Origin of the sequence: Chryseobacterium urinae (assembly GCF_030518295.1) — a bacterium.
GTDB classification, from domain to species: Bacteria; Bacteroidota; Bacteroidia; order Flavobacteriales; family Weeksellaceae; genus Chryseobacterium; species Chryseobacterium mucoviscidosis.
In genome coordinates this window covers 137,044-162,055 of sequence record NZ_JAULSJ010000007.1, presented here as the reverse complement: position 1 = coordinate 162,055, position 25,012 = coordinate 137,044, and the positions used below count along the sequence as shown (strand labels likewise).

General features: G+C 35.8%; 23 protein-coding genes. 8 read left to right on the top strand and 15 right to left on the bottom strand.

Annotated features, from left to right (window positions below; all coding sequences use genetic code 11):
- Positions 1 to 14 precede the first annotated feature (14 nt).
- Positions 15 to 938, bottom strand: coding sequence for a carbohydrate kinase family protein (locus QWT87_RS06405; protein ID WP_302714910.1), 924 nt, complete (start codon positions 936 to 938; stop codon positions 15 to 17).
- Positions 939 to 942: 4 nt separating this feature from the next.
- Positions 943 to 1,941, bottom strand: a complete 999-nt coding sequence (locus QWT87_RS06400) for a LacI family DNA-binding transcriptional regulator (protein ID WP_302714908.1) — start codon at positions 1,939 to 1,941, stop codon at positions 943 to 945.
- Positions 1,942 to 2,285: 344 nt separating this feature from the next.
- Here QWT87_RS06400 and QWT87_RS06395 point away from each other — a divergent pair, with 344 nt between their 5' ends.
- From QWT87_RS06395 to QWT87_RS06385, 3 genes are all read left to right on the top strand, one after another.
- A complete protein-coding gene (locus tag QWT87_RS06395) occupies positions 2,286 to 2,852 on the top strand; it encodes a Crp/Fnr family transcriptional regulator (RefSeq protein WP_302714905.1) in 567 nt (188 codons plus the stop codon).
- 160 nt (positions 2,853 to 3,012) lie between these two features.
- Complete coding sequence (locus QWT87_RS06390; protein ID WP_116099649.1) at positions 3,013 to 3,342, top strand: DMT family transporter; 330 nt, start codon at positions 3,013 to 3,015, stop codon at positions 3,340 to 3,342.
- Positions 3,343 to 3,467: 125 nt separating this feature from the next.
- The gene (locus tag QWT87_RS06385; protein ID WP_302714902.1) at positions 3,468 to 4,172 is read left to right on the top strand and encodes a T9SS type A sorting domain-containing protein; all 705 of its coding nucleotides are present in this window, start codon (positions 3,468 to 3,470) and stop codon (positions 4,170 to 4,172) included.
- Positions 4,173 to 4,223: 51 nt separating this feature from the next.
- Here QWT87_RS06385 and QWT87_RS06380 read toward each other — a convergent pair whose 3' ends face one another.
- From QWT87_RS06380 to gpmI, 5 genes are all read right to left on the bottom strand, one after another.
- Positions 4,224 to 4,991, bottom strand: a complete 768-nt coding sequence (locus QWT87_RS06380) for a class I SAM-dependent methyltransferase (RefSeq protein ID WP_302714900.1) — start codon at positions 4,989 to 4,991, stop codon at positions 4,224 to 4,226.
- Complete coding sequence (map, locus tag QWT87_RS06375; RefSeq protein ID WP_076390365.1) at positions 4,991 to 5,800, bottom strand: type I methionyl aminopeptidase; 810 nt, start codon at positions 5,798 to 5,800, stop codon at positions 4,991 to 4,993. Before map ends, QWT87_RS06380 begins: the two co-directional genes overlap by 1 nt.
- Positions 5,801 to 5,950: 150 nt before the next feature.
- Positions 5,951 to 6,382 carry a BT0820 family HAD-type phosphatase gene (locus QWT87_RS06370; protein ID WP_076390366.1) on the bottom strand — a complete coding sequence of 144 codons (432 nt, stop codon included), beginning with the start codon at positions 6,380 to 6,382 and terminating at the stop codon, positions 5,951 to 5,953.
- Between the two features lie 92 nt (positions 6,383 to 6,474).
- Positions 6,475 to 7,455: an acyl-ACP desaturase gene (locus QWT87_RS06365; RefSeq protein ID WP_076390367.1), complete on the bottom strand. Its 981-nt coding sequence runs from the start codon at positions 7,453 to 7,455 to the stop codon at positions 6,475 to 6,477.
- Between the two features lie 255 nt (positions 7,456 to 7,710).
- Positions 7,711 to 9,252 (bottom strand): 2,3-bisphosphoglycerate-independent phosphoglycerate mutase, encoded by a 1,542-nt coding sequence (gene gpmI, locus QWT87_RS06360; protein ID WP_302714894.1) that lies wholly within the window; start codon positions 9,250 to 9,252, stop codon positions 7,711 to 7,713.
- Positions 9,253 to 9,404: 152 nt separating this feature from the next.
- On the opposite strand from gpmI, the gene QWT87_RS06355 reads away from it, so the two are divergent.
- Positions 9,405 to 9,728, top strand: coding sequence for a translation initiation factor (locus QWT87_RS06355; protein ID WP_076390370.1), 324 nt, complete (start codon positions 9,405 to 9,407; stop codon positions 9,726 to 9,728).
- 140 nt (positions 9,729 to 9,868) lie between these two features.
- On the opposite strand, the gene QWT87_RS06350 is transcribed toward QWT87_RS06355, so the two are convergent.
- The 4 genes from QWT87_RS06350 to QWT87_RS06335 all read right to left on the bottom strand — a co-directional run bounded on the left by QWT87_RS06350 (position 9,869) and on the right by QWT87_RS06335 (position 17,340).
- Positions 9,869 to 10,768 (bottom strand): leucine-rich repeat domain-containing protein, encoded by a 900-nt coding sequence (locus QWT87_RS06350; RefSeq protein ID WP_302714890.1) that lies wholly within the window; start codon positions 10,766 to 10,768, stop codon positions 9,869 to 9,871.
- A 58-nt stretch (positions 10,769 to 10,826) separates the two neighbouring features.
- The gene (locus QWT87_RS06345) at positions 10,827 to 12,971 is read right to left on the bottom strand and encodes a PhoX family protein (RefSeq protein ID WP_302714888.1); all 2,145 of its coding nucleotides are present in this window, start codon (positions 12,969 to 12,971) and stop codon (positions 10,827 to 10,829) included.
- A gap of 364 nt (positions 12,972 to 13,335) precedes the next feature.
- Positions 13,336 to 15,402, bottom strand: a complete 2,067-nt coding sequence (locus tag QWT87_RS06340) for a leucine-rich repeat domain-containing protein (RefSeq protein WP_302714886.1) — start codon at positions 15,400 to 15,402, stop codon at positions 13,336 to 13,338.
- A 111-nt stretch (positions 15,403 to 15,513) separates the two neighbouring features.
- Positions 15,514 to 17,340, bottom strand: a complete 1,827-nt coding sequence (locus QWT87_RS06335; protein WP_302714884.1) for a cytochrome-c peroxidase — start codon at positions 17,338 to 17,340, stop codon at positions 15,514 to 15,516.
- A 255-nt stretch (positions 17,341 to 17,595) separates the two neighbouring features.
- Between QWT87_RS06335 and QWT87_RS06330 the strand changes: the two genes are divergently transcribed.
- Entirely contained in the window at positions 17,596 to 18,450 is an 855-nt protein-coding gene (locus tag QWT87_RS06330; RefSeq protein WP_302714882.1) for a nucleoside phosphorylase, read from the top strand.
- A 133-nt stretch (positions 18,451 to 18,583) separates the two neighbouring features.
- Here the strand turns inward: QWT87_RS06330 and QWT87_RS06325 are convergent, their stop codons facing one another.
- On the bottom strand, positions 18,584 to 19,966 hold the full coding sequence (locus QWT87_RS06325) for a hypothetical protein (protein ID WP_302714880.1): 1,383 nt from the start codon (positions 19,964 to 19,966) through the stop codon (positions 18,584 to 18,586).
- Positions 19,967 to 20,651: 685 nt separating this feature from the next.
- Between QWT87_RS06325 and QWT87_RS06320 the strand changes: the two genes are divergently transcribed.
- Positions 20,652 to 20,951, top strand: coding sequence for a hypothetical protein (locus tag QWT87_RS06320; RefSeq protein WP_087709915.1), 300 nt, complete (start codon positions 20,652 to 20,654; stop codon positions 20,949 to 20,951).
- Positions 20,952 to 21,071: 120 nt separating this feature from the next.
- Positions 21,072 to 21,881 carry an enoyl-ACP reductase FabI gene (locus QWT87_RS06315; RefSeq protein WP_047375319.1) on the top strand — a complete coding sequence of 270 codons (810 nt, stop codon included), beginning with the start codon at positions 21,072 to 21,074 and terminating at the stop codon, positions 21,879 to 21,881.
- 176 nt (positions 21,882 to 22,057) lie between these two features.
- Here QWT87_RS06315 and QWT87_RS06310 read toward each other — a convergent pair whose 3' ends face one another.
- The 3 genes from QWT87_RS06310 to QWT87_RS06300 form a co-directional block, all read right to left on the bottom strand.
- Positions 22,058 to 23,497 (bottom strand): glycoside hydrolase family 30 protein, encoded by a 1,440-nt coding sequence (locus QWT87_RS06310; RefSeq protein ID WP_302714874.1) that lies wholly within the window; start codon positions 23,495 to 23,497, stop codon positions 22,058 to 22,060.
- Between the two features lie 96 nt (positions 23,498 to 23,593).
- The gene (locus tag QWT87_RS06305; protein WP_302714872.1) at positions 23,594 to 24,403 is read right to left on the bottom strand and encodes a glycoside hydrolase family 16 protein; all 810 of its coding nucleotides are present in this window, start codon (positions 24,401 to 24,403) and stop codon (positions 23,594 to 23,596) included.
- A 160-nt stretch (positions 24,404 to 24,563) separates the two neighbouring features.
- Complete coding sequence (locus tag QWT87_RS06300; RefSeq protein ID WP_302714869.1) at positions 24,564 to 24,752, bottom strand: hypothetical protein; 189 nt, start codon at positions 24,750 to 24,752, stop codon at positions 24,564 to 24,566.
- Between the two features lie 8 nt (positions 24,753 to 24,760).
- Between QWT87_RS06300 and QWT87_RS06295 the strand changes: the two genes are divergently transcribed.
- Positions 24,761 to 24,967 (top strand): hypothetical protein, encoded by a 207-nt coding sequence (locus QWT87_RS06295; RefSeq protein ID WP_302714867.1) that lies wholly within the window; start codon positions 24,761 to 24,763, stop codon positions 24,965 to 24,967.
- Positions 24,968 to 25,012 lie beyond the last annotated feature (45 nt).

Genomic DNA, 25,012 nt, shown 5'->3' with positions numbered 1-25,012 from the left:
GTTTTATCGTAAAATTAAAATTTTGAGTCTTTAAAATTTTTAAATTCGGAATACCTGTAATCCGGACACGCGCCTGATTTTGAAGTAATGAATGCTCCTAAAGCAATCCCTTCTTTAATGATTTCTTCAGGCTCCTGATTCTGAATCCTTTTGGAAATAAAACCGGCAAGAAAAGCGTCACCGCTTCCCACTGTATCTGCAATGGTGATGGGAACGGCAGGAAAACTGTAATTTTGACTTCCCACAAAATAACCTGCGCCCTTGCTTCCTTTGGTTAAAATGATTTCATTAACCTGAAATTTTTTCTGAATGAATGAAACACTTTCTTCTTCACTTGTATATTCTTCACCCATAAATTCAAGGATCTGCTTCATTTCCGCTTTGTTCATCTTTACAATATCGGCTTTATTCAACAATATTTTAATGAATTCAAAATCGATGAAAGGCGGTCTGAAATTTACATCAAAGATTTTCAGTTTTGCCAATTCAAGCAGTTGAAGCAAGGTTTCTCTGGTCTTTTCATTTCTCGCAGAAAGACTTCCGAAAACAAAAGCTTCCGCATTGGCAACCAAATCTTGGTGTTCAGGAAGAAAATCTATAAAATCCCATGCTACATTTTCAACGATTTCGTAGCTCGCTTCATTGTGTTCATCAATTTCAGCGATCACCGTACTCGTAGGATGAACTTCATCTACCTGAATAAAATCTGTGGTAATCTCCCAACTTTTAATTTTATCGGTTAATTTTTCTCCCAGTTCATCCTTGCCAATTCTGCTCAGCATTTTTACATCAATGCCCATTTTATGAACATTATATGCCACATTAAAAGGTGCGCCTCCTGCTCTTGAACCTTCCGGGAAAATATCCCACAAAACTTCACCAAAACATACAATATAAGGTCTTTTTTCTGTCGTCATTACCTCTTCTGTCATTATCATTTTATTATTTTACAGAACTTCTTTCCATAAATTTAGCATGGAAAGTTACTCTTTTTCCGTTTGTTGTATAATTGTTTATTTGATTATCCAAAAGTTTTACCGATTCTTTTGCCATATCATACAATGGCTGCTGTACAAATGAAACTTCCGTCGGGAAAAGATAATAGGCTTCTGTTTCGTCGAACGCCACCAATGAAACCTGTTCGGGAACACTGATACTATGATCGATTAAATATCTGAGTCCTGCAATTCCCAGTTTATTACTTGAAAAATAAATGGCCGTTTTTTTGGAAAGATCCAGATTTTCCTGCATTTTCTGATGTACTTCTTCCGTAATATTATGAATTCCGATTAAAATTCTTTTCGCAGAAATATCAGATTTTGAAATTCTTCGGTCAAAACCGTCCTGTCTGTCCAGCAAATGAGGAAGTTCCGTATTGTAACCTACATAAATAATTTCATCAAAGTCTTTTTTCACCAGATGATCGCAGATCTGTTCTGAAATTTCTGAATTATTGATCATTACTCCCGGTAAACTTACATTTTTAAGATAGCGGTCGATGGTTACAATCGGATATTCTTCCTGAATGAGCTTATTGATGGCTTCATCCGAATCTACAACCGGAGCGATAATCATTCCGTCAACCTGCTGTTCTGAGAAAAGCTCTGTCAGTTTTTTAAATTTTTCAGGATTTTCATCGCAGCTTCCGATCAGAAGTGTGTACCCCAACTTCATCGCTTCATCTTCAATATTTCTTGCAATGTTGGAGTAAAAGTCGTTTGAAATATCTGCAACAATCAGCCCGATAAGCTTCGTCTTATTCATTTTCAGACTTTTTGCAATTTTATTGGGCGTATAATTGATGCTTTTTGCAACGTCAAGAATTCTGGTTTTGGTCGCTTCACTAATTCTGCTTCCTTCTTTTTTATTGAGAACATAGGAAACCGTAGCTACAGAAACCTCTGCAATTCTCGCAATATCTTTAATAGAAGCTCTTTTCATAATTTTCTGACTTTGATGCAAAAATATTTCATAAAAAATATAAAAAACAATAGACGTTTTTTTTGGTCGTTTTGAAAATAATTGTAGATTGGCAGTTTTTCAAAACCGAAACAAAATAAAATTCAAAACATTAAAAATCAATCAGTTAAAATTAATTTCAAATTTAAATTATTGGTATATTAATTCAATATCAATCATCGTTTACTTCCTGACTGTTATTTTGGTTAAACGTTTTACCTTCTAAATTTACTTAATTTTTAATTTAATTCAAAACATAGGAGAATAATTTTCTTGTTTTCTGTTGTTAAAACCAATATTTTAGACAAATTATCCACGACTTAATTATGGAAATTGACGAAATTCTCGACCGCATTTATTTACTTCCCGAAATCTCAAAAATAAAACTGAAACAATACATTACAGAAGTTTCTTATCCCAAGAATTTTTGTCTGATGGAAGCTGAAAAAGTAATTTCTCATATCTATTTGTTAAAAAAAGGAATTGTACGCGCATACGCATCCACAGAAGACAGAGACATTACGTTCTGGTTCGGAAGTGAGGGCGAACCTGTGGTTTCCATGAAAAGTTATGTGGAAAACAATCCCGGATACGAAAATATTGAACTGCTGGAAAACTGCGAATTCTACAAACTGGAAACAGAATATCTTAAAAAATTATTCAACGAGGATATTCATATAGCCAATTGGGGAAGAAAGTTTGCGGAAAGAGAATTGGTAAAAACCGAAGAACTGATTATTTCAAGGCAGTATAAAACGGCTCTGGAAAGATATAAAGATTTAATTAAAAATAAGCCAGATCTCATCAGAAGGGTTCAGCTTGGTCATATTGCTTCTTATTTAGGGATCTCGCAAGTGAGCTTAAGTAGAATAAGAGCGGAGATTAAGTTGTAGTGTTTTTTAGGTTATAAAGTATGAGGATTTGAGGGTTTGAGAGTGTGAGGGTTTTAGGGTTTGGATAGATGAGATCTAATCTTTAGGATAGATTTTTTAACAATTGTAAAATTTTATTCTTTCCAAATTACGGAACTTTGCATTTGAAAATTACAGAAAAATGAATTGGATCATCTTAATTATTGCAGGATTATTTGAAGTTGCTTTTGCTTCATGTCTGGGAAAAGTAAAGGAAACAAGCGGAACAACAATGTACTTTTGGTTTGCAGGTTTTCTGATCTCTTTAACGGTAAGTATGCTTCTACTGATCAAAGCCACCCAAACCTTACCTATCGGAACCGCTTATGCCGTCTGGACTGGAATTGGAGCTGTAGGAACTGTTTTAATGGGAATTTTCTTCTTTAAAGATCCGGTAAGCTTCTGGAGAATTTTCTTTATTGTGACTTTAATTGGATCTGTGGTTGGACTGAAAGCTGTTTCTGCACATTAAAAAAATTAAAGAAAAATTTATAATCTTTTTAAATGCTTTATAGCAAAGCCGTTTTCAGAATTTGAAAGCGGTTTTTTTATTACAGAAAGTTTATAATTTTAATTATCTTTGAGAAAATTTCAACCATGAAAAAAACTTTACTATTGTTATTTACAAGCAGTCTTATCTTTGCACAGAATAGTTCCCAACTATTCAATACAAACTGGTATATTTCACAAATGATTATAGGAGGACAAACAACCGTTACTCCTACGATGGATCAGTCTCTTCAGCCTTCTACATTTTCAAATTCATCCGGAAGTAACGTTTTTACTTCAAAGTATTTTAATGTTTCCGGAATACCGCTTACCTTTTCTACGATAGATGATTCCTTTATTAAAAACAGTTCTGCAGGATGTACGTTGGCAGATTACTGGGGAAATAATATGACGGCTGTACAAGGATATGATCAAAAAAACTGCGACTTTTACGTTAATCCGGCAATTGGTCAGGTTTATAATTATCAGGTGATTCCCAATGGTTCAGGAAAGACTTTAATCATAACAAATCCTTCTAATGGTAATAAAATCTATTACAACAGTTCCATTTTATCTACAAAAGAGAATAATCTCAAAGCAACCTTTTCTTTTCAAAATCCTATAAAGGATAATTTAATTGTGATAAATCTGGAAAATGATCTTCCTGTAAAGGTTTTCAATATGCTTGGACAAATGATGTATGAAGGTAAAACATCTGACAAAAAAGTAAAAATTGATACCCAAAATTATGAAAAAGGACAATATATTTTAATAATTGAAGGACAAAAACCTTTGAAATTTATTAAAGAATAATTCCTTATCATTAATATAGCAAAAAACGTCTTCGCAATGAAGACGTTTTTCTTATTTTTTATACACTAAAGGCAGAATTTCATTTTCTCTAAGCCCGTATTTTTTTATTTCCTCCTGGGTAAACTGTTTAGAATAAAAATTAATATCCGTTTCAAATCCAGCTTTTTTCAGTCGGTCGAAATAATCCATTCCGTACCAGCGAACGTGATCGTACTGCCCGAAATGTTTCTGACGTTCTTTCGGATCTTTAATCGTAAAATCTTCGTACGTTTTTTCCAGAGAATTTTTCATCGGAACCTGGAGAATTCCCCAACCTCCCGGTCTTAAAACACGGTACAGTTCGCTCATGGCTTTGGCATCATCTTCAATATGTTCAAGAACGTGGTTGCAAAAAATAATATCGAAGCTTTCATTCTCAAAAGGAAGATCGAGAATGTCTGCTTTTACGTCTACAATCGGCGAAAAAAGATCGGCAGAAATGTAGTTTAAGTTTTTCATTCTCTTAAATTTTCTCAGAAATTCCTGTTCCGGAGCAATATGCAGAACTTTATAATTTTTAATGAAAAAATCGGTCTCATTTTGCAGGTAAAGCCACATCTGGCGGTGTCTTTCCAGACTCAATGTTCCCGGCGACAAGGCGTTTTCGCGCTGGCTTCCATATCCGTAAGGAAGAAATTTACGGTAAGATCTTCCGTCAATCGGATCAAAAAACGTATCGCCTTTAAAGAACTGATAAATAAGTGGCCGTGCCCAAATGCTCATTTTGATAAGTATCGGACGCGGAATCTTATTCAGTAAAAGTTTAGTGACTTTTTTCATTAAAAATCCAATTGGAAGGCTTTTTCTTCATCGCTTACGATTCCCAAAGCATCATAAATATACTGGAATGTTGAAAGCAATACAGGTTTTCCGTTGATTACCGCAACATCGTGTTCGAAGTGCGCAGAAGGCTGATTGTCTAATGTTGTCACCGTCCATCCATCATTATGGAATTTCACTTTTTCAGTTCCCAGATTAATCATCGGTTCGATTGCAATCGTTAAACCGTCTTTAATCACTTTTCCGCTTCCCTGTCTTCCGTAATTCGGAACCTGCGGATCTTCATGCATCTGTCTTCCGACACCGTGACCTACCAGTTCTCTTACAACACCATATCCTTCTTTTTCGCAGTGCGCCTGAATAGCGTGGGAAATATCTCCGATTCTTTTTCCTCTTACACACTGCTCAATTCCTTTATAAAGAGATTCTTTGGCTATTTTTAATAATTTTTTGGTTTCCGGCTTTACTTCTCCGATTTCGAAAGTATAGGCATGATCGCCTACGAAACCGTTCAGAACAGCACCACAGTCTACAGAAAGTACATCTCCTTCTTTAATTTCTTCTTTGCTTGGAAAACCATGCACCACCTGCTCATTCGGAGAAATACACAAAGAATACGGAAACCCTCCATATCCTAAAAATGCAGGTTCTGCACCGTGATCCTTGATGAAATCGTGTGCTAATTTATCCAGATATAAAGTGGTAATCCCTGGTTTTATTTCTTTCGCCAACATTCCTAATGTTCTGGAAACCAAACGGGCACTTTCTTTCATAAGACGTAGTTCGTCTATTGTTTTTAATTGAATCATTTTTTATATAGATGTTAGATATTAGATGCCAGAAATTAGATTTACAACTTAATGAATAAATTTTCTCATTCTAAACATCTTACTTTTCTGATAAATAATTAAAAGTGATCTCAGACTAATTTCTAACACCTGCCTTCTAATTTCTAAATTCTACCAGAATAATCCTTTTTTCTTTTCTTTTTTTAGTTTTGAATAGGCTAAAACCTCTTTTCCTTCCACACGGAATTCTATTCTTTCCTGAATAATATTGTAAATTTCGCCCCATCCCGGAAAACCTCCCAGATTTCGGTCATCAATAAACCAATCTGCATCCAGCTTTCTGGATTGTGTTTCCGGATCGAAAACTTCTCCTTCAAAACTTGAATTGACTGCATAAAATTCAATCCCGTTTTTTCTGCAGAATTCTACTGCTTCATCTAATGTTTTTCCGTGTCTGTATGTCCACAGAATCAATCTGAACCCCTCTGCCTGAAGTCTTCTAAGTGTCTCGAAAGCAAAAACCTTTGCCTTGCCGATTCCAGGGTACGCATCGTCTACAATGGTTCCGTCGAAATCAACAGCAATTTTCTTATTATTCATCATTATATTTAAGATTTAGAAATGCAAAGATACAAAATAAAAAGAGTGCTAAAAACACTTAGCACTCCTACTTTATAATTTATCCAATTATAGAACTAACTTTTCACCCAACTGAACTGAAACTGAAGATCCGGCGTTGAAATTCTGTCCGTGATTTTCTGAAGTCTTGCAGGAAGTTTCATTAAATATTCCTGTGCTTTTTCAGCTTTTTCATTAAGACCTTTTACGTGTTCGATTTTCCATTCGTCCAGAAGGTCTTTAAGGATATTGATGTAATCCTGTCCTGTATAAACCATACATCTTTGCGCAGCGTCTGAGAAATGTCCCCAAAGTTCTCCTGCTTTTTGTCCGGACTGTCTCATCATGTGAGCCGGCATTACGATTTTTTTACGCATCATATCTTCAAAAGCAAGGATCATTTCCGAAGGATCGATCTCAAGGATTTTTTCTACAAAATGTTTGTAAGCTTTCGCGTGTCTTGCTTCATCCGCCGCAATTACTCCGCACATTTTAGCTAATTTTCCGTTTCCGGACTGTTTTGCAAGAGTTCCTACTCTTCGGTGAGAAATGTTGGTCGCAGTTTCCTGAAAACTTGTATAGATGAAGTTTCTGTAAGGATCCATGCTTGTTCCCAGATCGAAACCGTCATTAATAAGATATTGAGTGGTAACCTCAACTTCTCTCATGTTCACTCTTCCGCACAGGTAAAGATATTTGCTTAAAAGATCTCCGTGTCTGTTTTCTTCAGCAGTCCAAGCTCTTACCCAGTTTGCCCAGCCGATTTCCTTCTGCTCCTGATCTACTCCGTCCACTCCCATTAACCAGGATTCGTAAGAAGGCAAAGCTTCTTCCGTGATACAGTCGCCGATAAGCGTTACGAAAAGATCGTAAGGCATTTCGCGCGCGAAAGTCTGTATTTCTTCTAAATCATGTTTAAAATCTTCACTCGACGGATCCGGAAGATAATCGGAAGGCTGCCAGATTTTCTCGATTGGCGTTAAAAATTTATTCAGAAAAGAACCTACCTCCTTTTCCAAAATTCCCATTACTTCTTTCCTTACAAGCTTTTGATACATTTTTAGAATTTAGATTAAACTGCAAATTTATAGTTTTATTTATTATTTAGGACATAATATTTTGTTAATTATTTCTGATATTAGTCATAAAAAAATACCGCTATGTAAATAATAACGGCATTTTATCTTTATTATTTCTGAATTTTAAATAATATTTTAGATTAAAGTTCGTTAGGATTTTTTCTACTGTCCTTTTTTAAGTTTGAAAAGTCTGTCGCATTTAACCATGATTTCATTCTTTAAAACTTTTATCTTTTAGCTGACTAAAATATCGCCAGTCATAATCTCAGGAATTTCCACGCCCATCACTTTTAAGATCGTAGGTGCCACATCGCCCAATTTTCCGGGCTTAAGATTCCATGTCTGATCTTTGTCCATTACGATGAAAGGAACCAGATTGGTGGAATGCTGTGTATTTGGGGTTCCGTCCGGATTAATCATCACATCAGAATTTCCGTGGTCTGCTAAAATGAAAACGGCATAACCGTGTTCGTAAGCTGTAGTTGCCACTTTTTCAATACATTGATCCACCGTTTCAGCCGCTTTTACAGCCGCCTGAAAAACACCTGTATGACCTACCATATCTGTGTTTGCAAAATTCAAACAGATAAAATCCGCGGTTTCATTTTCCAGCTCGGGAACAATCGCGTTGGTAATATCGTATGCTGACATTTCGGGTTTTAAATCGTACGTCGGAACATCTTTCGGACTTGGGCAAAGCAATCTTTTTTCGCCCACAAATTCAGCTTCTCTCCCTCCTGAAAAGAAAAAGGTAACGTGAGGATATTTTTCTGTTTCCGCAATCCTGATCTGCGTCTTATGATTTCTTTCTAAAATCTCGCCCATCGTTTCGTGCAAAACTTCTTCATCGAAAACTACATGAACGTTCTGGAATGTTTTATCATAGTTTGTTAATGTAACATAATAAAGCGGCAGTTTTCTCATGAAAAACTCCGGGAAATCTTTCTGGGATAGCACTTCCGTGATCTCACGACCTCTGTCTGTACGGAAATTGAAGCAGATCACCACATCCTGATCTGTTATTTTAGCAATCGGAACAACATTTCCTGTCTGCGTGGAATCGATCATGATAATCGGCTTTATAAATTCATCCGTTACACTATTATCATATGATTTCTGAATTGAAGCCAGAGCATCCGTCGACTGTTCTCCTACTCCTTCTACCATCGCATCATAAGCCAGTTTCACGCGCTCCCATCTTTTATCACGATCCATTGCGTAATATCTTCCGACTACGGTTGCCAGTTTTCCAACTGTTTTTTCCATGTGATCCTGAAGTTCTCCAATGAATTCTTTTCCAGAAAGCGGATCGCAGTCGCGCCCGTCTGTAAAGGCATGAACGAAAACATTTTCATTCAGTCCGAATTCGTGAGCTGCCGTTAAAAGTCCCTTTAAATGGTTGATATGTGAATGTACTCCTCCATTGGAAACCAAACCGATGAAGTGTACTTTTTTGTTTTCTTTTTTAGCATAATCAAAAGCATCCTGAATGACTTTCTGCTGTCCTAAAGATCCATTTTCAACCGCCATATTCAGTTTAACCAGATTTTGGTACACTACTCTACCTGCTCCTAAGTTCATATGCCCAACTTCGGAATTTCCCATCTGTCCTGCAGGAAGCCCAACGGCTAAACCACTCGCTTCGAGTATTGTATGCGGAAAATTTTTAAGGCAGTTATCTATAAAAGGAGTGTTTGCTTTATCAATGGCTGAAACGTCCGGATTCATTCCCAATCCCCATCCGTCAAGGATTGCTAATATTGCTTTTTTCGACATTTTGTATAAACTTTTGTCCTACAAATTTATTTATTTTGAAATGAATGAAAGAATGGACGGACTTAAATTTTGTTTAAAATTTGTTTTTAGTATAAACGTATTTTACTTTTTAGTTAATAGCAAAAAAGTAAATATTTTATTAATTTTGCTGTATGGATTTAAGAGATCAACTGAAAAACCTTTTTCCTGATCATGAAGAGCAGGATTTTGAGATGCCTGAAGAACAGTTCAGACAAAAGGAACCTTTGGTGTGTAAATTTGAGAAAAAAGGCAGAAACGGAAAGCCCGTAACGATTGTTGAAGGCTGGGAAGGAAGCGAGGAAGAACTTAAAAACATTTCAAAAAAGATAAAAACCACACTGGGAATCGGTGGTTCTGAAAAGGATGGAACAATTATCATTCAGGGAGATAACCGTGATAAGATTATGAATATCCTTAAAGAAATGGGCTATAAAACCAAGAGAGTTGGCGGATAGTTTTTAATTTTAAATTCTTCAAACGCTATGACCGCGAAAGTTTTCTAATCTTACCTGAAAATATTCTCGTTCGCAACGGCACTTCGTTCAGCAAATGATAGTGGAAGCCTTGCAAATGTTACGTTATAATTTTAAGATTTTTAAAAATAAATCTGTGTTTGCGGCATCATGGTTTTTAACTTTTCGATGGTTGATTTTTCCATCGGATTACCTGTTAAGATCAGTGTTTTAAGATTCTTCAGTTGAGAAAACTCGGAAGGAAGATCTTTTAGCTGATTGTTTGCTAAATTCATGCTTACTATATTTTTCAGTCCTTTTACTTTGGGCGAAATTTCTTTGATATGGTTTTGGCTTACATTTAAAAACTCCAGATTTCCGGATTGAAATAATCCATCGGGAAGTTTTGAAATTGAATTCTGCTGTAATTCTATGTATTTTAATTTTTTAGGAAATGCTAAATCTCCCAAATCGTTAATTTGATTGGAAGCCAGATTTAATGATTTCAGGTTTTTAATCTGATCTAAATCTTTAGCAATAAAACTGATCTGATTTCCCTGTAAATTAATTTCCTCCAGACTTGGAATCTTTAGTAAAGCTTCCGGAAAAACGTTCAGACTATTGGCATCAAGATGAATCACCTTCAGTTTCTGAAGTTTTGCCAAATTCGGATTTATCTTCGTTAAACTATTTAAATTAATGGAAAAGCTTTCCAGTTTCTGAAGTTCTGCGATTTCGTCCGGAATGTATTTAATGCTGTTTTCGTTTAAGTTTAAAATGGTAAGTTCTTTCAGCCTGAAAATTGACTCATCCATCTTTTCAAATCTGTTTTCCATTAAATTCAGGAAAAAGATTGATTTTAACTTTTGGATTTCAACCGGAAGATTGTACATGGTTTTTCCTCTGAAACTCATGCTGTAAATGGTTTGTCCGCTTTTTATGGCGTCATCCACATTGGTATAGGTCGGATATTTTACAGGATCAATCTGTGCTTTTGCCTGTGAAAGTATTAAAAATGAAATAGAAAAAAAGAGCTTTTTCATACAAATAAAAAACTACCGGCAATATATCATCACCGGCAGTTATGTAAATATTAATAATTTATTTTTTAAGCAATTTTACCGTCTGCTGGAATCCTCCTTCCGCTTCGATGTTTAAAACCAGTACTCTTGAAGATTCAAGCTGTCTTGTAAAATCTAAGTCTAAAACTTTATTCAGTCCTGAATATTTCTGGGTGAAAACAATCTTACCATCGATACTGTACGCTGTTACCATAATATTTTTCAACCCTTTCGGAGAATTGATCTTCACCAATCCTGAAGTCGGGTTCGGAGCAACAGTTACTGTATTTTCTGTCTGAGCATCAATTGTTCCTAATGAACCTGTAGTTCCTAAATTGTTTTTAAGAGCGATAACAACAGTTGCCGATTTTCCTCTGTAATCAATGGTATTTCCTGTCGCATCAATATCGGTTGAAATCGTAGAATCCGGATGCTGTACGGAGAAGAACCCGAATTTGTGATCCGGCGTAAAGGTAAGTCCGGTCGGCTCCGATCCTGCAGGCATGGAAGCGAATAGTTTCACTTTCGGATTTGCCTGAGTATGATCCGGAGCGATTACCCAGATGTAGTTTTTACCACCGTCCTGAAGCACCCAAAGATTTCCAAGTTCATCGAACGTAAGGTTGTCGTTTCCGTCTCCCCAAGCTTCGGTTTTTGTTCCCTGCGCTGTGTCGAAAGAATAGTTCGTCGTAAGACCCCCTACGAAAGTTTCCACCTGAGAAGCTGTAGCTCCGTCATCTTTTAATCGGTACACTTTATTAAGACCTTTTGCCGTAAAATAGATTTTCCCGTCAAGCGGACTGATATCCACATCTTCGATTCCGTTGAAAGACGTTCCGCCAAGAGACTGTGCCAAAGCGGTAGTGTTATTCTGGTCTGCTTTTGTTTTATTAGGAACCTGAATCCAAGTTGCGGTTGTTGCAACAGGATCTCCTCCGCTTAATCCCTGATCCAGTTTCAGCACATAAAGATTTCCTGATGAAAGATTGTTCGGAGTATCCATAACATATTTGTAAACCATGTGTGTTCCGCCGTCTTCACCGTAATAAGCGATTGTTCCTGTATCATTAATCACTACATTTTCATGATTCATGATTCCCATCTGCCAAAGTTTTCCTTTAGATCCGTCTGTATTCTGGGAAATGACCTGAGCAGTTGCCGGATCTATTTCTACCAGCCATCCGTAATCTTTCATTCCGTCTGCATTAACGTCGCTTGAAGTGGTCTGCTCTTCCGCAGTTACCACCGTTCCCCACGGAGTAACGCCTCCCGAACAGTTTCTGATGGTCTGAACCAGACTCGGAGCCGAAAAGCTCACTGCTCTTGATCGGGACAACTGCCAAAGTTTCGTGGTTGCATTATAATTAATTTCTGCCATGGTAACTCCTCCCGGATTTGTTTCATGGTTTACAGAAAGATATCCGTTGGTACTGCTTGCATTTTTCGGAACATACGCTGTGAAATCGTTCTGTCCTCCTACTAGACCTCCTCCTTCTGTGTAGTTATCACCCTCTTTTAGGATTAATTGATATTTATGTTCTGTCGGAATAATCAGTTTATTTGTCTGTGCGGTAGGAACGATGGAAGTAAAACAACTGATGTGATTGGCGTTACAAGGAACCGGAGTTACGGTTGAAGTTGTTTTAAGATAAGCATCAATTCTTAAATCTGAACTTGAAGCTCCTCTGTTGTGCAATTCAATAGAGATTCTGTTGTTTCCGTTAACGAATTTGGATTTTGGAATAGAAAAAACATTATAAACACTTTCTGCCGCTCCATCGATTGTTGTACTTGATAGTGTATTGAAATCGATTGTTCCGGAAGGCATATTGTCTCTTACGACTTCTTCTCCATTAAGATAAACTACGATTCCGTCGTCTCTCATTACCCCTAATTCCATAGTGGAAGAAAGATCGTTCAAGTTTACGGTAAAATCTTTTGCAAAATAAGCCGTGATAAGTCCTGTAGCCGTTGTAGTTGTTACAGGATCACCATAACCAAGCGGTCCGTTTCCCTGAGACCATGTGGAAACATCATAAGTTGCTGTTTTCCATTGGGATGCCAAAGCAGTATTGCTATCGTTGTATTTCCATGCGGAATTTTTGTTAAAAATAAAAGTCTGCGCATTCAGGAACGAACCCGTGACCATTGCAAGAGCTGCAACTGTTAGTAGTTTTCTTTTCATTTTAAAATTTCGATTTATTAGACAGTGCAAAACTACCGGATTGAAGCAAAGTCCCTGTTAATAGGATTTTAAATAAATATTCGAAAATATTAATTAATGGAAAACCGAATGTTAATTACATGAATTTTATGTTAAATTAAAAAAAACATTAAAATATATCCGAAAAGAAATAGTCTACAACATATAGCTGTAGACTATCTAAAACTTAATATCGTGAAAATAATTGCTATTTGGTATTTTTCTTTCTGCTTGTAAGATATTTCTTTTTGCAGTAAGAAGAATTTAAATACAACCTTGAATGATCAATTATTTTTTCACTTACATCCGTTGAAGAATATAGGGATGTGATAATTGGTTTCATTTTTTAGTCAATTTTTATACGAAAAGGAGTATAAGGTCTTCCATACCACGTTGCGATCTCCGGTTTATCAAGCTGTTTTTCGACATCTTTTTCATTTAATTCGTTACGTGCAACATTAACCTGATAAAGCTTAGGGAGTCTATTCACGAGACTGATATCAGAAATTTTGTTGTCATAAAGGTTCAGGCGTTCCAGATTTTTTAGATTTTCTAACCCTTCGATACTTTCAATGGCATTTTCCTCAAGATTTAGCATTTTTAAATTGGTAAGCTTATCCAAGTTAAATATAGTGGTAAGTCCACAATTGCTGAGATCCAACTCTTCAAGAGCAGGAAGATCTTCAAAAGCGGCTATACTGTTTAAATCATTGCAGTCGAAGACTAGCACTCTTAATTTTTCTAATCCGCAGATATCTATTTTTTGTTCTTCCGGAATACGCACCTGAAGCTTTTCAACGTTTGGAAATTTTTTAAGTAACGCTATTTCGCTATCTTCTTCAATTTGCAAATCGAGCACCTTAATCTGCTCTAATCTGGGTAATCTATTGATAACTCTTCCCTCTATGGATAGCTTTTGAAGAGAAGGCAGGGCTATTAAATTTTCAACATCAAAATCAGTGTCTATTGTAAGTGTTTTTAAAGACCTTAAATCACCAATTCCTTTAAAACTTACGTTATCACGCACGCTGACACTTAATTCCTCGATATTTTTTAACTGTTGCAAATTTAAGGCTACGGCTTCCGTGATTTCCGGAGTCTGTTCAGCAATATAGAGAGAAAGATCTTTGAGTGATTCAATAGATAAGATATCCTGTGCGAGTTCAAGAGAATCTGCCTCAGTATAAAGTTTTTCCAGTGCAGTAAAATGCTTTAACTGGCTTTCGTTCAATACTGCTTCATTATCTGGTATATAAATCTTTTTTATGTGGTCTTTTAGTGGTAGAAGTTTTTCTAGATCTATGTAATTTTCACTTTCATTATAATTGGTTGTAAATCTTATTTCTTGCAGGTGGGTAAAATACTTGAAAGCTTCCTGATTTTCTATTTTGGTGGTATCAATATCAATTGCTTGAATTTGGTGGGCAATTGATGAATAATTCTCCAGATTGATGGCACATTTATCAAAATTCAACTCATTTAGTTTTGTAAAATCCTTTAAATGAGAGGTATTAATCAGATTATGGGAATTTATGCTCAAACTTTTGATGTATGGTGCAATTGAAGCCAGAAGTTCTGTATCAAAATCAGGTATTATCAAATCTTTATCCCAGCCATAAGATCGTATTGCCGGTGAAATGCTGCATTCTTCTAACTCAAATTGTATTAAGTCATTATCGGGAATGCTGAGATCATTAATTTTTAGATCAGGACTTATGCATAGCTTTTCCAAATCAGGGAATTGACAGATACTTTTTAAACTCTCTACTTCACAATCGTACAAACTTAAATGACTTAAGCCTTTTGAAATTGAAATAAAGGAATTGAAGTCCTTCAATTTCATGTTATCAAAACTTAAAAAAGTAAAATGCCCGTCAGGTTTTCGCTGGTATTGAATGTCATCTGCAGACTCAATGAAATTGGTATTATCGATATCCAGACTATATAACGCAGGGAAAAGATTTAGTTCGCATATATTGCCAACGGTACAATCGGCAAATGTGACATATTCCAGATGATTGGAAATGGGCAGAAAAAAGCCGGGATGCGGAATATCCATGTTTTCCAGATTCAAATTTTGAAAATAAAGATAAGAAGGCTCTACTTTTTGATGATCCGGATCAAACATTTTTTCATTGGAAACCGAACAGTTCTTCAGTGTGAGACACCACAGCTTCATTCGGTGTAAATCCTGTAGACTGCCAATCGAACAGTCTATCAATGTCAGGTAGCGAAGTGTTTCAAAAACAGGTTCGAGAGCAGAGAAATTTTCAAAGTGTATGTTTGAAAGATATAATTTCCTCCATCGATCATAATAAGATTTCCCTTCTTTTTTCGCTTCTTTTTCCCATTTTTCAAATTTGATATTGAGGGCACTCTCCAGTGCGCTTATAACAGCATCCTTGTCATTCATATTTTTTAATTAAAGCTATCTGGTTTTTCATAATACATTAATCTAAACCATAATTTTGCTAAAAATAATTAAATATTCGGTTATATCATGAAGCAAATGCCTGATAAGGTATTATTTTTTGCTTACATCCGTTAAAGAATTCAGGAATGCGATGATTTGCTTGATTTCTGTTTGACTTAAATTCAGCTTATCCGAAGCCAGCGTCTGATTTTTCACCTTTAAACCAAGACCTTCTCCTCCCCCTTCGTTGTAAAAATCCATAACTTCTTCCAGAGTATTGAAAGTACCGTTGTGAAAATAGGGTTTCGTTAAAGCTGCATTTCTTACCGTTACTGTTTTGAAAGAATTTTCATAGATCCATGAATTTTCCTTTTTCACTGGACTGTTGATTCTTCCCTGATCTGCATCTAATTCCAAAGGTTTCTGGCTGATTGGTTTTGCTGTAATTCCTAAAACTTCAGATTCGTTTTCATTAAAGAACGGCGGAACCAAACCTGAAAAGTTCGGTGCAAAATGGCAGGTCGCGCAGTTTGCTTTTCCCATAAAGAGATTAAATCCTTTCTTCGCATCCGATGAAATTTCTTTTTCGTTTCTCATGAACCGATCAAAATCACTTTCATAAGAATACAATGAAGCTACGTAGGAACTCAAAGCTTTGGAAAAGTTTTCTTTATTGATTTCACCATTCTTAAAAGCAGCTTTAAAGGCTTTTCTGTATTCCGGTTTTGTTTTTAATTTCTTAATGATGCTTTCATAGCTTGTATTGAATTCATCTTTATTATAAATGACGTGTTCTGCCTGTTGTTCAAGGTAAAAAGCCCTCAAATCATAGAAAAATCTTTTGGCAAAAACTGCGTTATACAAAGACGGAGAATTTCTCAGCACAGTTTTTCCCTCTACGTTACTCTGAGACTTTGCTTTTAAATCGGCGAACGCATTTTTCGGCAAATGGCAGGTTGCACAACTCATTTTTCCGTTGTTACTCACATTCTGGTCATAAAAAATTTCTTTTCCTAGTTTTCTTAAATCTCCGTTATCTTCGTCTTTTTTTAATAATGTATAAAAATAGGGATCCAGAAAATCACTGCTGAAAAAGTTCTTGTTTCCGACATTCCAACCCGAAAATTCTTTCAGATCATCGCTTCTTCCGTCCCAGCTTCCGAATTCTTCGTATAAAGGCTGAATGTATTTTTTATAAAACTCAATCCTATCGAACGTTTCAAAATCTGTATTTTTTGTGAGATAATTAATTCCGTCTGTTAAAATGGCATCGGCTTTCTGAATATTATAATTTTTAAAGTAAAGATCATCATGAAGATATTTTTTCATCCCTGAAAAAGCATGAACGGTTTCATCGGAAACATTCAGCGAACCCGGAGTATCGAAACCTGTAACGCCTAAACTGTAAATCCTGATCAGCTCGATTCTTAAAGGTAATGTTTTATTATTTCCTTTGCTTAAGCCGTTTTTTACGGTACTTAAATAAAAACTCGCGTAGCTGTTGTATAAAAAATCTGTAATTGTTTTAATCTCATTCTTTTTTTCGATTGCTTCATCCGAAAATATCATTTCGTCCAAAACCTGTAATCCTTCCGGAGGAAGAGTGTACGCGGAAGTTCCCGCTGCTTCAATATGAAAAAGCGGTGCTGCGTTGAGGTGGGTTTTTGTAAATTCAGGATAATGATACGCGACGTAAAACTCGATTTCCTTGAAAGAATTTCTGGTATTTTTTAATGACTGCTGAAGTTCTTCAAGGGAAATTTTATCTTCCGAAAAACTTTTGGCATCCGATTTTAAATTTTCAAGCTTATTTTTGAAATCCGATAAACCTTTGTTGATGAATGTATCTTCACTTTTCACTCCTTTATCAGCCGGATTGAAAGACATTGCAGAAAAGACAAGCAGAAAAAGTACCGCAGCAAAGGGATAAAATCTCATGAAATTTTTTGCGCAAATCTATTAATAGCGCACAATTCGGACGTTACCACAATTTTAAATCTGAATTAAATAATGTTTACATCTCTATTCGGGTATTTTTTATTAATTTTAAACCCCGAAATCAAATTCATTACCGAGCAGTCAATTTCCAATATTGACATTCTAAAAATAATGATGAGGATCTTGGGAGAGGATTTTTAAAGATTGGCGGAAACCAATCACAATTTCAATGTATTAAACTATAAAAACGAATTTATGCTGAATAAACTTGCTGCTTCAGAACTTGTTCTGAACGAAGACGGAAGTGTTTATCACCTGAACCTTTTACCTGAAGATATTGCCAAAAAAATTATTCTTGTTGGCGATCCGGATCGTGTTGCGAAGGTTTCAAAATATTTTGATAAAGTAGAAGTAAAGAAAAATAAAAGAGAATTTTACACGCATACAGGAACGTTAAGAGGCGAAAGAATCACTGTAATGTCTACCGGAATCGGGACTGAGAATATTGATATTGTGATGAACGAGCTTGATGCGCTGGTAAATATCGATCTTAAAAATAAAGAGTTTAAAACGGAACATTCTGCCTTACAGTTATTCAGAATGGGAACCTGCGGAAGTGTGAATCCTGATGTTCAGGTGGATAATATGCTGGTTACACAAAATGTTGTGGGCTTGGACGGCTTAATGCATTTTTATCAGGATTATGCGTTTGAAAATGAATTTTCAAAAAATTTCATGGAAAAATTCCCTTATCCGAAAATTAAACCGATGCTTTATTTTGCAGACTGGGCGGAAGAATTGGGAGCATTGTACAAGGATGCAAAATATCACGGAAACACCGCTACTTTCCCGGGCTTTTATGCTCCACAGGGAAGACAATTGCGTTTAAAAGCAGTGGACGATCAGTTTTTAGAAACACTGAATGATCTTGGCGTAACCAATTTCGAAATGGAAACTTCCGCAATCTATGCTTTATCCAAACTTTTAGGTCACAAAGCAATTACTGTAAATAACGTGATTGCCAACAGAAGACGTGGAGAATTCTCCGCGGATCATCATGCTTCTGAGAAAAACCTTATTGAGTGGGTATTGGAAAGAATCATCAAATAATCATACTTTCAACATTAATAAAATCAAAAGGATCTCATAAGCGAGATCCTTTCTTTATAACCATTAAATTAAACTTCCCGAAGATTGATTAATCTGTCCTGAAGTGACGCATTATACTATTTTATCAACTCTATTAAAATTCATTAATCGTTACATAGAAATGCGCAGAGTATAAACTTTCTGCATTTCCTGAAATATTCGTAAGATTGATGGTAATATTTGAAGTAGAAGTCATTCTCGGATTCGAAATTGAGAAAGTTGCATTACCTGCAAAATCCGAAGCCGGAGTGACTACAATCGTCGCTCTTGTTGAAGTCGGAACCATAGCTGCCGGAATCGCAATATCCATTGTTGTGGATTTTCCTGAAGGAAGATTATTAACGGAAACACCCGGCCAAACCTCAAAACTGATCTGGTTTTTGTTAACGGTTCCTTTGCTTCCAAGCTTATATTGCCCGTTAACGTCTAATCTTGCTGTCGTATTCGGTGTACTTGTTCCTATTCCTACGTTTGCGCTGCTATTTCCGATCGATATAGCATTATACTGGCTTGTCGTCGTGTTGTAACCGATTGCGGTGGAATTTTGTCCTGTTGCAGAAGCGCCGGAACCTATTGCGGTGGAATTCTGTCCGTTTGTAACTGTATTGAATCCAACCGCAGTTTCACTGTTGGAATTTGTTTTCGCATTGTAACCTAATGCTACTGATTGAAATCCTGCCGCGAATGAATTGTTTCCCAATGCGGAAGATTCGTTGGCTGTTGTTTTTGAGTTATATCCGATTGCGGTAGACTGAAATCCGTCCGCTAAAGAATTATTCCCGATTGCTGTGGATTCATTTTTATTGGTTTTGGCATTATAGCCGATTGCATTTGATTTGAATGCCGCTGCTGTTGCTTTGTTTCCTACTGCCAAACCGTCATTTGCGCCTACAGAGGCTTCATTTCCGATAGAAACTCCCTGAAAAGCAGAACTTGAAGTTCCGATTGAAATACCGTTCTGTCCGGCGTTTGCCATGGGTCCTAAACTTACGGAATTGTCTACACCCAGTCTTCCCATTTTTACAGAATTCACTTTAAAAATAAGGTCATCGTAGGTATTGGTTCCTAAAGCGAGAGCAGTATTTGCTCCTGCATTGGTTCCACTGTTCGTTGCGGAATCATTCCAGCCTGAAGTAGCTCCGCCTCCTCCGGGAACAACTGGGGTTACCTGACTTCCTTCTACGGAAAGCATATTCCATTTTGCATTGTTCCAGTAAAAGAATCCAGTTTCTACCAATCCTGCCTGTCCGTTGTTCCAGACTATTAATCCTTCGGCAGGTGAAGGAATGGTAATGTTATCGGTTTCGGAATCCAAAGAGACACTTGGAAAAAGTACTCCTTTATTAGCGGAATTAATTTCAAGCATAGCAGAAGGATTAGGCGATGAGGTACCTATCCCAACCTGAGCTGATGTAAAAGTAAAGCCTGAAAAAAGTAAAGCTGTAATAAATATTTGAAGTTTCGTCTGTTTTTGCATTTCTAGTTTATTAAGTAGCTATCAGTTTGATAATGCAAATATAATAATTTTTAATAAAACCTCATTTTTTTTAATAATTCTACAATTTAACACCAACAAGTGAATAATTTGCAATAAATACACCTATTAATCACTGTTTAATGATCAAAAACATAGAATTTATTCTATACAAAATCGGCTTTAAATTACAGTAAAACAGTGTTTTTATAATTTTATCCTTTTTTTAAAAATTTACCTATCAATAAAAAATATCACGAAAAAATGAATAAAGCACAATTTATCACTGCTTATTGAAGAAAATCAGAGATAAACATTGATGGTTTCAGGGGTATATAACGTGTTAAAATACAATAATTGTAATAAAATAGAAAATATAAATATTAATTATTTATGAACTTAATAACAAAAAAAACAAAGGATCTCAAATCATTGAATTATTAAAAATAAAAATTTATGGGAACATAATAGATAATATGAGAGAAGTTTTTCAAAGTTTCATTTTACTCTTTAAAATGATGATTTCATTAGATATAAATCTGTTGTAATACATACTGTAAATATTATAGAATAATTCTAAAACCGTTTCCTCCCCCCGAAATAAAAGTTTATGAAAATTTTAACAATCAGAAAAAATTTTAGGAATGGTTCTTGTTTAATCATAATCACACAAACAAAATATCACATTATGAACAATTCAGAATACAACAAAGCAGAAAACGCAGTAGATAACACAAAAAACTCTTTAAAGGATGCGGCAGATAATGCAAAATGGAAGGTAGAGGAGTTGGCAGACAGAGCCAAAGATTATATTAATGAAAAAAGAAATAATGATGAGGAAGCAAAGCATGAAGACTGGCTAGACAGAGTAAAAAATAATTTTGCTGATGCATGGGATGATGTTAAAGATAAAGCCAATGATGCATGGGAAAAGACGAAGGATGCAGCAGAAGATGTAAAAGCAGAATGGAATAAGAAAACGAATTAAAATTTCAGTCATATAAATATTTTCAAGAAAAACGGAGTCTTTTTACAGAAGGCTCCGTTTTTTATTATGTACTAAACACAAATATTGTTACATTTGTATAATAATAAACATTAAAAAATTATGTCATACGGTTTACTTAAAGGCAAAAAGGGAATTATTTTTGGAGCCCTTAATGAACAATCGATCGCATGGAAAGTTGCAGAAAGATGTCATGAAGAAGGTGCTGAATTTATTTTGTCTAATGCTCCTATTGCTTTGAGAATGGGAGAACTTAACGGTTTAGCAGAGAAAACAGGATCTGAAGTAATTGGTGCAGATGCTACTTCTATCGAGGATCTTGAAAAGCTTTTTGATGCTGCTGTTGCCAAATTCGGTAAAATCGATTTCATCCTTCACTCTATCGGAATGTCCATCAACGTGAGAAAAGGAAAACATTATACAGAAATGAACTACGACTGGTTAGAAAAAGGCTGGGATATCTCTGCGGTTTCTTTCCACAAAGTAATGAGAGTGGCTTGGGAAAAAGACTGCATGAACGAATGGGGAAGTATTTTGGCACTTACCTATATTGCAGCACAGAGAACATTCCCGGATTATAATGATATGTCTGATAACAAAGCCTATCTTGAAAGTATCGCAAGAACATTCGGAAATTACTGGGGTGAAAGAAAAGTACGTGTAAACACGGTTTCTCAGTCTCCTACAATGACGACGGCGGGAAGCGGCGTGAAAGGTTTCGGAGGTTTCCTTGGATATGCAGAAGATATGTCTCCACTAGGAAATGCTACGGCTCTTGAATGTGCAGACTACTGTGTAACATTATTCTCTGATCTTACGAAAAAAGTAACGATGCAGAATCTTTTCCATGATGGAGGTTTCAGCAGTTCGGGGGTTACTCAGAGAGTAATCAGTAAATATGATACGGAATAATTTAAATCATTATTCTTATATAAATTAAGCCGGATTATTGAATTCGGCTTTTTTATGTTTCAATGTAAAGAATTTGTAGATTATAATTGCTGCCAATTAATACATATTTTTGAATAAAACAATTTCGGCGGAGCCTTTGGCTCCGCCGAAACGTAATAAAAATGTTAATATGAAGTCTATAAAATTACAGTCTGTATAGAGTGTGCAGGAGTCGATAATTTTGCAGCCATACCTTCGATCCAAAGATTCGTATCGATGTCGTTATCCGTATCATTCATGATTACGGTTACCAACTGTCCGTTTTCATTCATAAAAGTGGTTGAAGTTAATGCAGCTCTGTTTGACGAAGTTCCGATTCTGACCGCTTTTGGTTTAATGAATTTCGAAACATGCCCTACATAATAATATTCATAGGTATAATGAACTTCACCGGTTTTAGTATCTACAATGATCGGCGCAAAACAGAAATTTCCAACATGGTTTGGTCCGCCTGTTTCATCCAGAAGAACATTCCAGTCTGTCCATAAAGCCGTTCCTTTATTGAAATCGTTGATCATATTTCTTCCGTATAATTCGCCTAAACTCACTTCATAAATTTTAGACATATCAAACTGCTCTTTGCAGCCTTCCGTAAAAGCTAAAAACTTATCCGGAAATGCTCTTTGGGTTTCCGTCAGATTATCGAAAAGCTGGGTTTTGTTGTTCCATGTTTCGTACCAGTGATAGCCGATTCCTGAAGCATATTTAGAAGTTTCAGGGTCGCTGAGTGTGGTGGTTGCTCTCTGGTAAATCAAATCACGGTTATGATCCCAGATCATTACTTTTTTATCCTTGAAACCATTTTTCCAAAGAGTCGGACCTAAATTATTTTTAAGAAACTCCCCTTCTTCTTCCGCCGAATAAATACACGATTCCCAGCTTTGCGTTGCCATCGGCTCGTTCTGAACGGTAAGTCCCCAAACATTGATTCCTCTTTTTTCATATTCTTTAATGAACTTTACGTAATAATCTGCCCATGTCTGGTAAAAAGCGTTTTCCAGCCTTCCTCCTTTTAGCATATTTTTATTTGATTTCATCCATGCGGGCGGACTCCAAGGTGAGAAATAGAAGGTAAAATCTTTTCCAATTAATTTTTGTGCTTCTTTGATCATCGGAATTTTATACTTTTCATCATGTGCAACATTAAATGATTTCAAAGTATTGTCATTTTCCTGAACGTAGGTATAGGAATCACTCGAAAAATCACAGGAGTTCATATTGGTACGGACAACCGTGTATCCCAAACCGTTTTTCCCGTAATAGGCTTCAATAATTTCTTTCTGCTTATCTTTCGGAAGTTTATAAAAAGTTTCTGCGGAAGCATCTGTAATAGCACCTCCAATTCCTATTAATTTCTGATATTTAAAATCCGGATCTACAAAAATACAGGCATCCGTTTCTTTGGGCTGGCCAAATTTCTCAAATTTTACCGTGCCTTTATCCACCATCTTTTCGTTGGTTTTGGAATTGGTAAGGAAAACTTTTGCCGTTTTTCCTGTATTTTTCTTCCAGTAATTTTGTGCATTTGCATTGAAAGCCAAACCGACAACCAAGCAACTTACAATTAATCTCTTCATTATTATCTTTTCTTATTTTTTTATATTAAACCACCCCGTCTAAATTTTCTTTGAAAATTTATCCATCCTTCCAAAGAAGGGAAATTTTAAATGATTCTATTTATTTTCGTAAACCCTTACATAATCGATCTCATATTTCTGAGGAAAAATGACATCATCAATGCCTTCTTTTCCACCCCATAAGCCACCGACTGCAAGATTCAGTATGATGAAATATGGCTGATCAAAAGGCCATGCTTCATACGTTTTCTCTTTGTTTTCATACGTGAAAAATTTCTGATCATCAATATAAACATCAATTTTTTCCGGCGTCCAGTCCGCTTTGTAAACATGAAACTTTTCACTTGCATCTTTTACAATCAAAGTATCCGTTTTTTGTGTTCCGATGATGTGGTTATACTTCTTTGTATGCACCGAAGCATGAATGTATCCCTGATTAAATCCGACGTGCTCCATGATATCCAGTTCTCCGTCATCGGGCCATTTTTTCATGTTTTCGCTCATCATCCAGATGGCAGGCCATGTTCCGCGACCTTTTGGGAGTTTGGCACGAACTTCAACAGTTCCGTACTGAAAGGAAAATTTACCCCTTGTCAGTAATCTTGCAGAAGTATATTTATTCTTTTCCCAGTTTTCTTTTCTGGCTTCAATGATAAGATTTCCGTTTTCAACTCTTGCATTTTCAAGACGGTTTTTGGTATAAAACTGAGCTTCATTATTGCCGTAACCGTCGCCGCCGACATCATAATTCCATTTCGTAGTGTCGGGCAACCCTTTATAATTAAATTCATCGCTCCAGATTAATTTCCTGTTGGAATCAGGCTTATTTGAAGCACAATGTATTGTTGAAAAAACGAGGGTTCCTCCGATGATGAAATGAAAAATATGTTGAAGTTTTATTTTCAAAGTTTAATGTTTTAGGTTTATATTTTAACGCAAAGATTTATTTAATTAAACAAAATGCTAATGAGAAAAGATTGCGACCAGTCGCTGATGAAGCATTATGATAAACGTTAGCTTCATCAAATCAACTTGTTGATATTCTTTGCTTCCCTTAAAATCAACGTTACATTGAATACATCTTTGCGTTAAAAATTTTATTAAGATCATTTCCAAAGTTGTCATTCTGACGAAGGAAGAATCTTAAATACTGTTTGGTAGATTCTTCACTCCGCTTCTGAACTGCATTCGTAGACTTTCTGTCTATGTTCTGAATGACAACAATATGTTTAAAAGTTAATTTAATTATTTTCAAAGTCTGTCATGCTGGAAGCATCTCTGCAAAAATTATTTAGATTCTTTCAGAATGACAAATTTAACGCTCATTACACTCAGTTTATTTTCAAAGTTGTCATTCTGACGAAGGAAGAATCTCAAATACTGTTTGGTAGATTCTTCACTCCGCTTCTGAACTACGTTCGTAGACTTTCTGTTTATGTTCTGATTGACAACAATATGTTTAAAAATTAATTTAATTATTTTCAAAGTCTGTCATGCTGGAAGTATCTCTAAAAT

Bases quoted from the DNA above. Each gene is read 5' to 3' on its own strand.
- QWT87_RS06405 (WP_302714910.1), bottom strand. From the start codon at position 938: ATGATAATGACAGAAGAGGTAATGACGACAGAAAAAAGACCTTATATT.
- QWT87_RS06400 (WP_302714908.1), bottom strand. From the start codon at position 1,941: ATGAAAAGAGCTTCTATTAAAGATATTGCGAGAATTGCAGAGGTTTCT.
- QWT87_RS06395 (WP_302714905.1), top strand. From the start codon at position 2,286: ATGGAAATTGACGAAATTCTCGACCGCATTTATTTACTTCCCGAAATC.
- QWT87_RS06390 (WP_116099649.1), top strand. From the start codon at position 3,013: ATGAATTGGATCATCTTAATTATTGCAGGATTATTTGAAGTTGCTTTT.
- QWT87_RS06385 (WP_302714902.1), top strand. From the start codon at position 3,468: ATGAAAAAAACTTTACTATTGTTATTTACAAGCAGTCTTATCTTTGCA.
- QWT87_RS06380 (WP_302714900.1), bottom strand. From the start codon at position 4,991: ATGAAAAAAGTCACTAAACTTTTACTGAATAAGATTCCGCGTCCGATA.
- map (WP_076390365.1), bottom strand. From the start codon at position 5,800: ATGATTCAATTAAAAACAATAGACGAACTACGTCTTATGAAAGAAAGT.
- QWT87_RS06370 (WP_076390366.1), bottom strand. From the start codon at position 6,382: ATGATGAATAATAAGAAAATTGCTGTTGATTTCGACGGAACCATTGTA.
- QWT87_RS06365 (WP_076390367.1), bottom strand. From the start codon at position 7,455: ATGTATCAAAAGCTTGTAAGGAAAGAAGTAATGGGAATTTTGGAAAAG.
- gpmI (WP_302714894.1), bottom strand. From the start codon at position 9,252: ATGTCGAAAAAAGCAATATTAGCAATCCTTGACGGATGGGGATTGGGA.
- QWT87_RS06355 (WP_076390370.1), top strand. From the start codon at position 9,405: ATGGATTTAAGAGATCAACTGAAAAACCTTTTTCCTGATCATGAAGAG.
- QWT87_RS06350 (WP_302714890.1), bottom strand. From the start codon at position 10,768: ATGAAAAAGCTCTTTTTTTCTATTTCATTTTTAATACTTTCACAGGCA.
- QWT87_RS06345 (WP_302714888.1), bottom strand. From the start codon at position 12,971: ATGAAAAGAAAACTACTAACAGTTGCAGCTCTTGCAATGGTCACGGGT.
- QWT87_RS06340 (WP_302714886.1), bottom strand. From the start codon at position 15,402: ATGAATGACAAGGATGCTGTTATAAGCGCACTGGAGAGTGCCCTCAAT.
- QWT87_RS06335 (WP_302714884.1), bottom strand. From the start codon at position 17,340: ATGAGATTTTATCCCTTTGCTGCGGTACTTTTTCTGCTTGTCTTTTCT.
- QWT87_RS06330 (WP_302714882.1), top strand. From the start codon at position 17,596: ATGCTGAATAAACTTGCTGCTTCAGAACTTGTTCTGAACGAAGACGGA.
- QWT87_RS06325 (WP_302714880.1), bottom strand. From the start codon at position 19,966: ATGCAAAAACAGACGAAACTTCAAATATTTATTACAGCTTTACTTTTT.
- QWT87_RS06320 (WP_087709915.1), top strand. From the start codon at position 20,652: ATGAACAATTCAGAATACAACAAAGCAGAAAACGCAGTAGATAACACA.
- QWT87_RS06315 (WP_047375319.1), top strand. From the start codon at position 21,072: ATGTCATACGGTTTACTTAAAGGCAAAAAGGGAATTATTTTTGGAGCC.
- QWT87_RS06310 (WP_302714874.1), bottom strand. From the start codon at position 23,497: ATGAAGAGATTAATTGTAAGTTGCTTGGTTGTCGGTTTGGCTTTCAAT.
- QWT87_RS06295 (WP_302714867.1), top strand. From the start codon at position 24,761: ATGCTGGAAGCATCTCTGCAAAAATTATTTAGATTCTTTCAGAATGAC.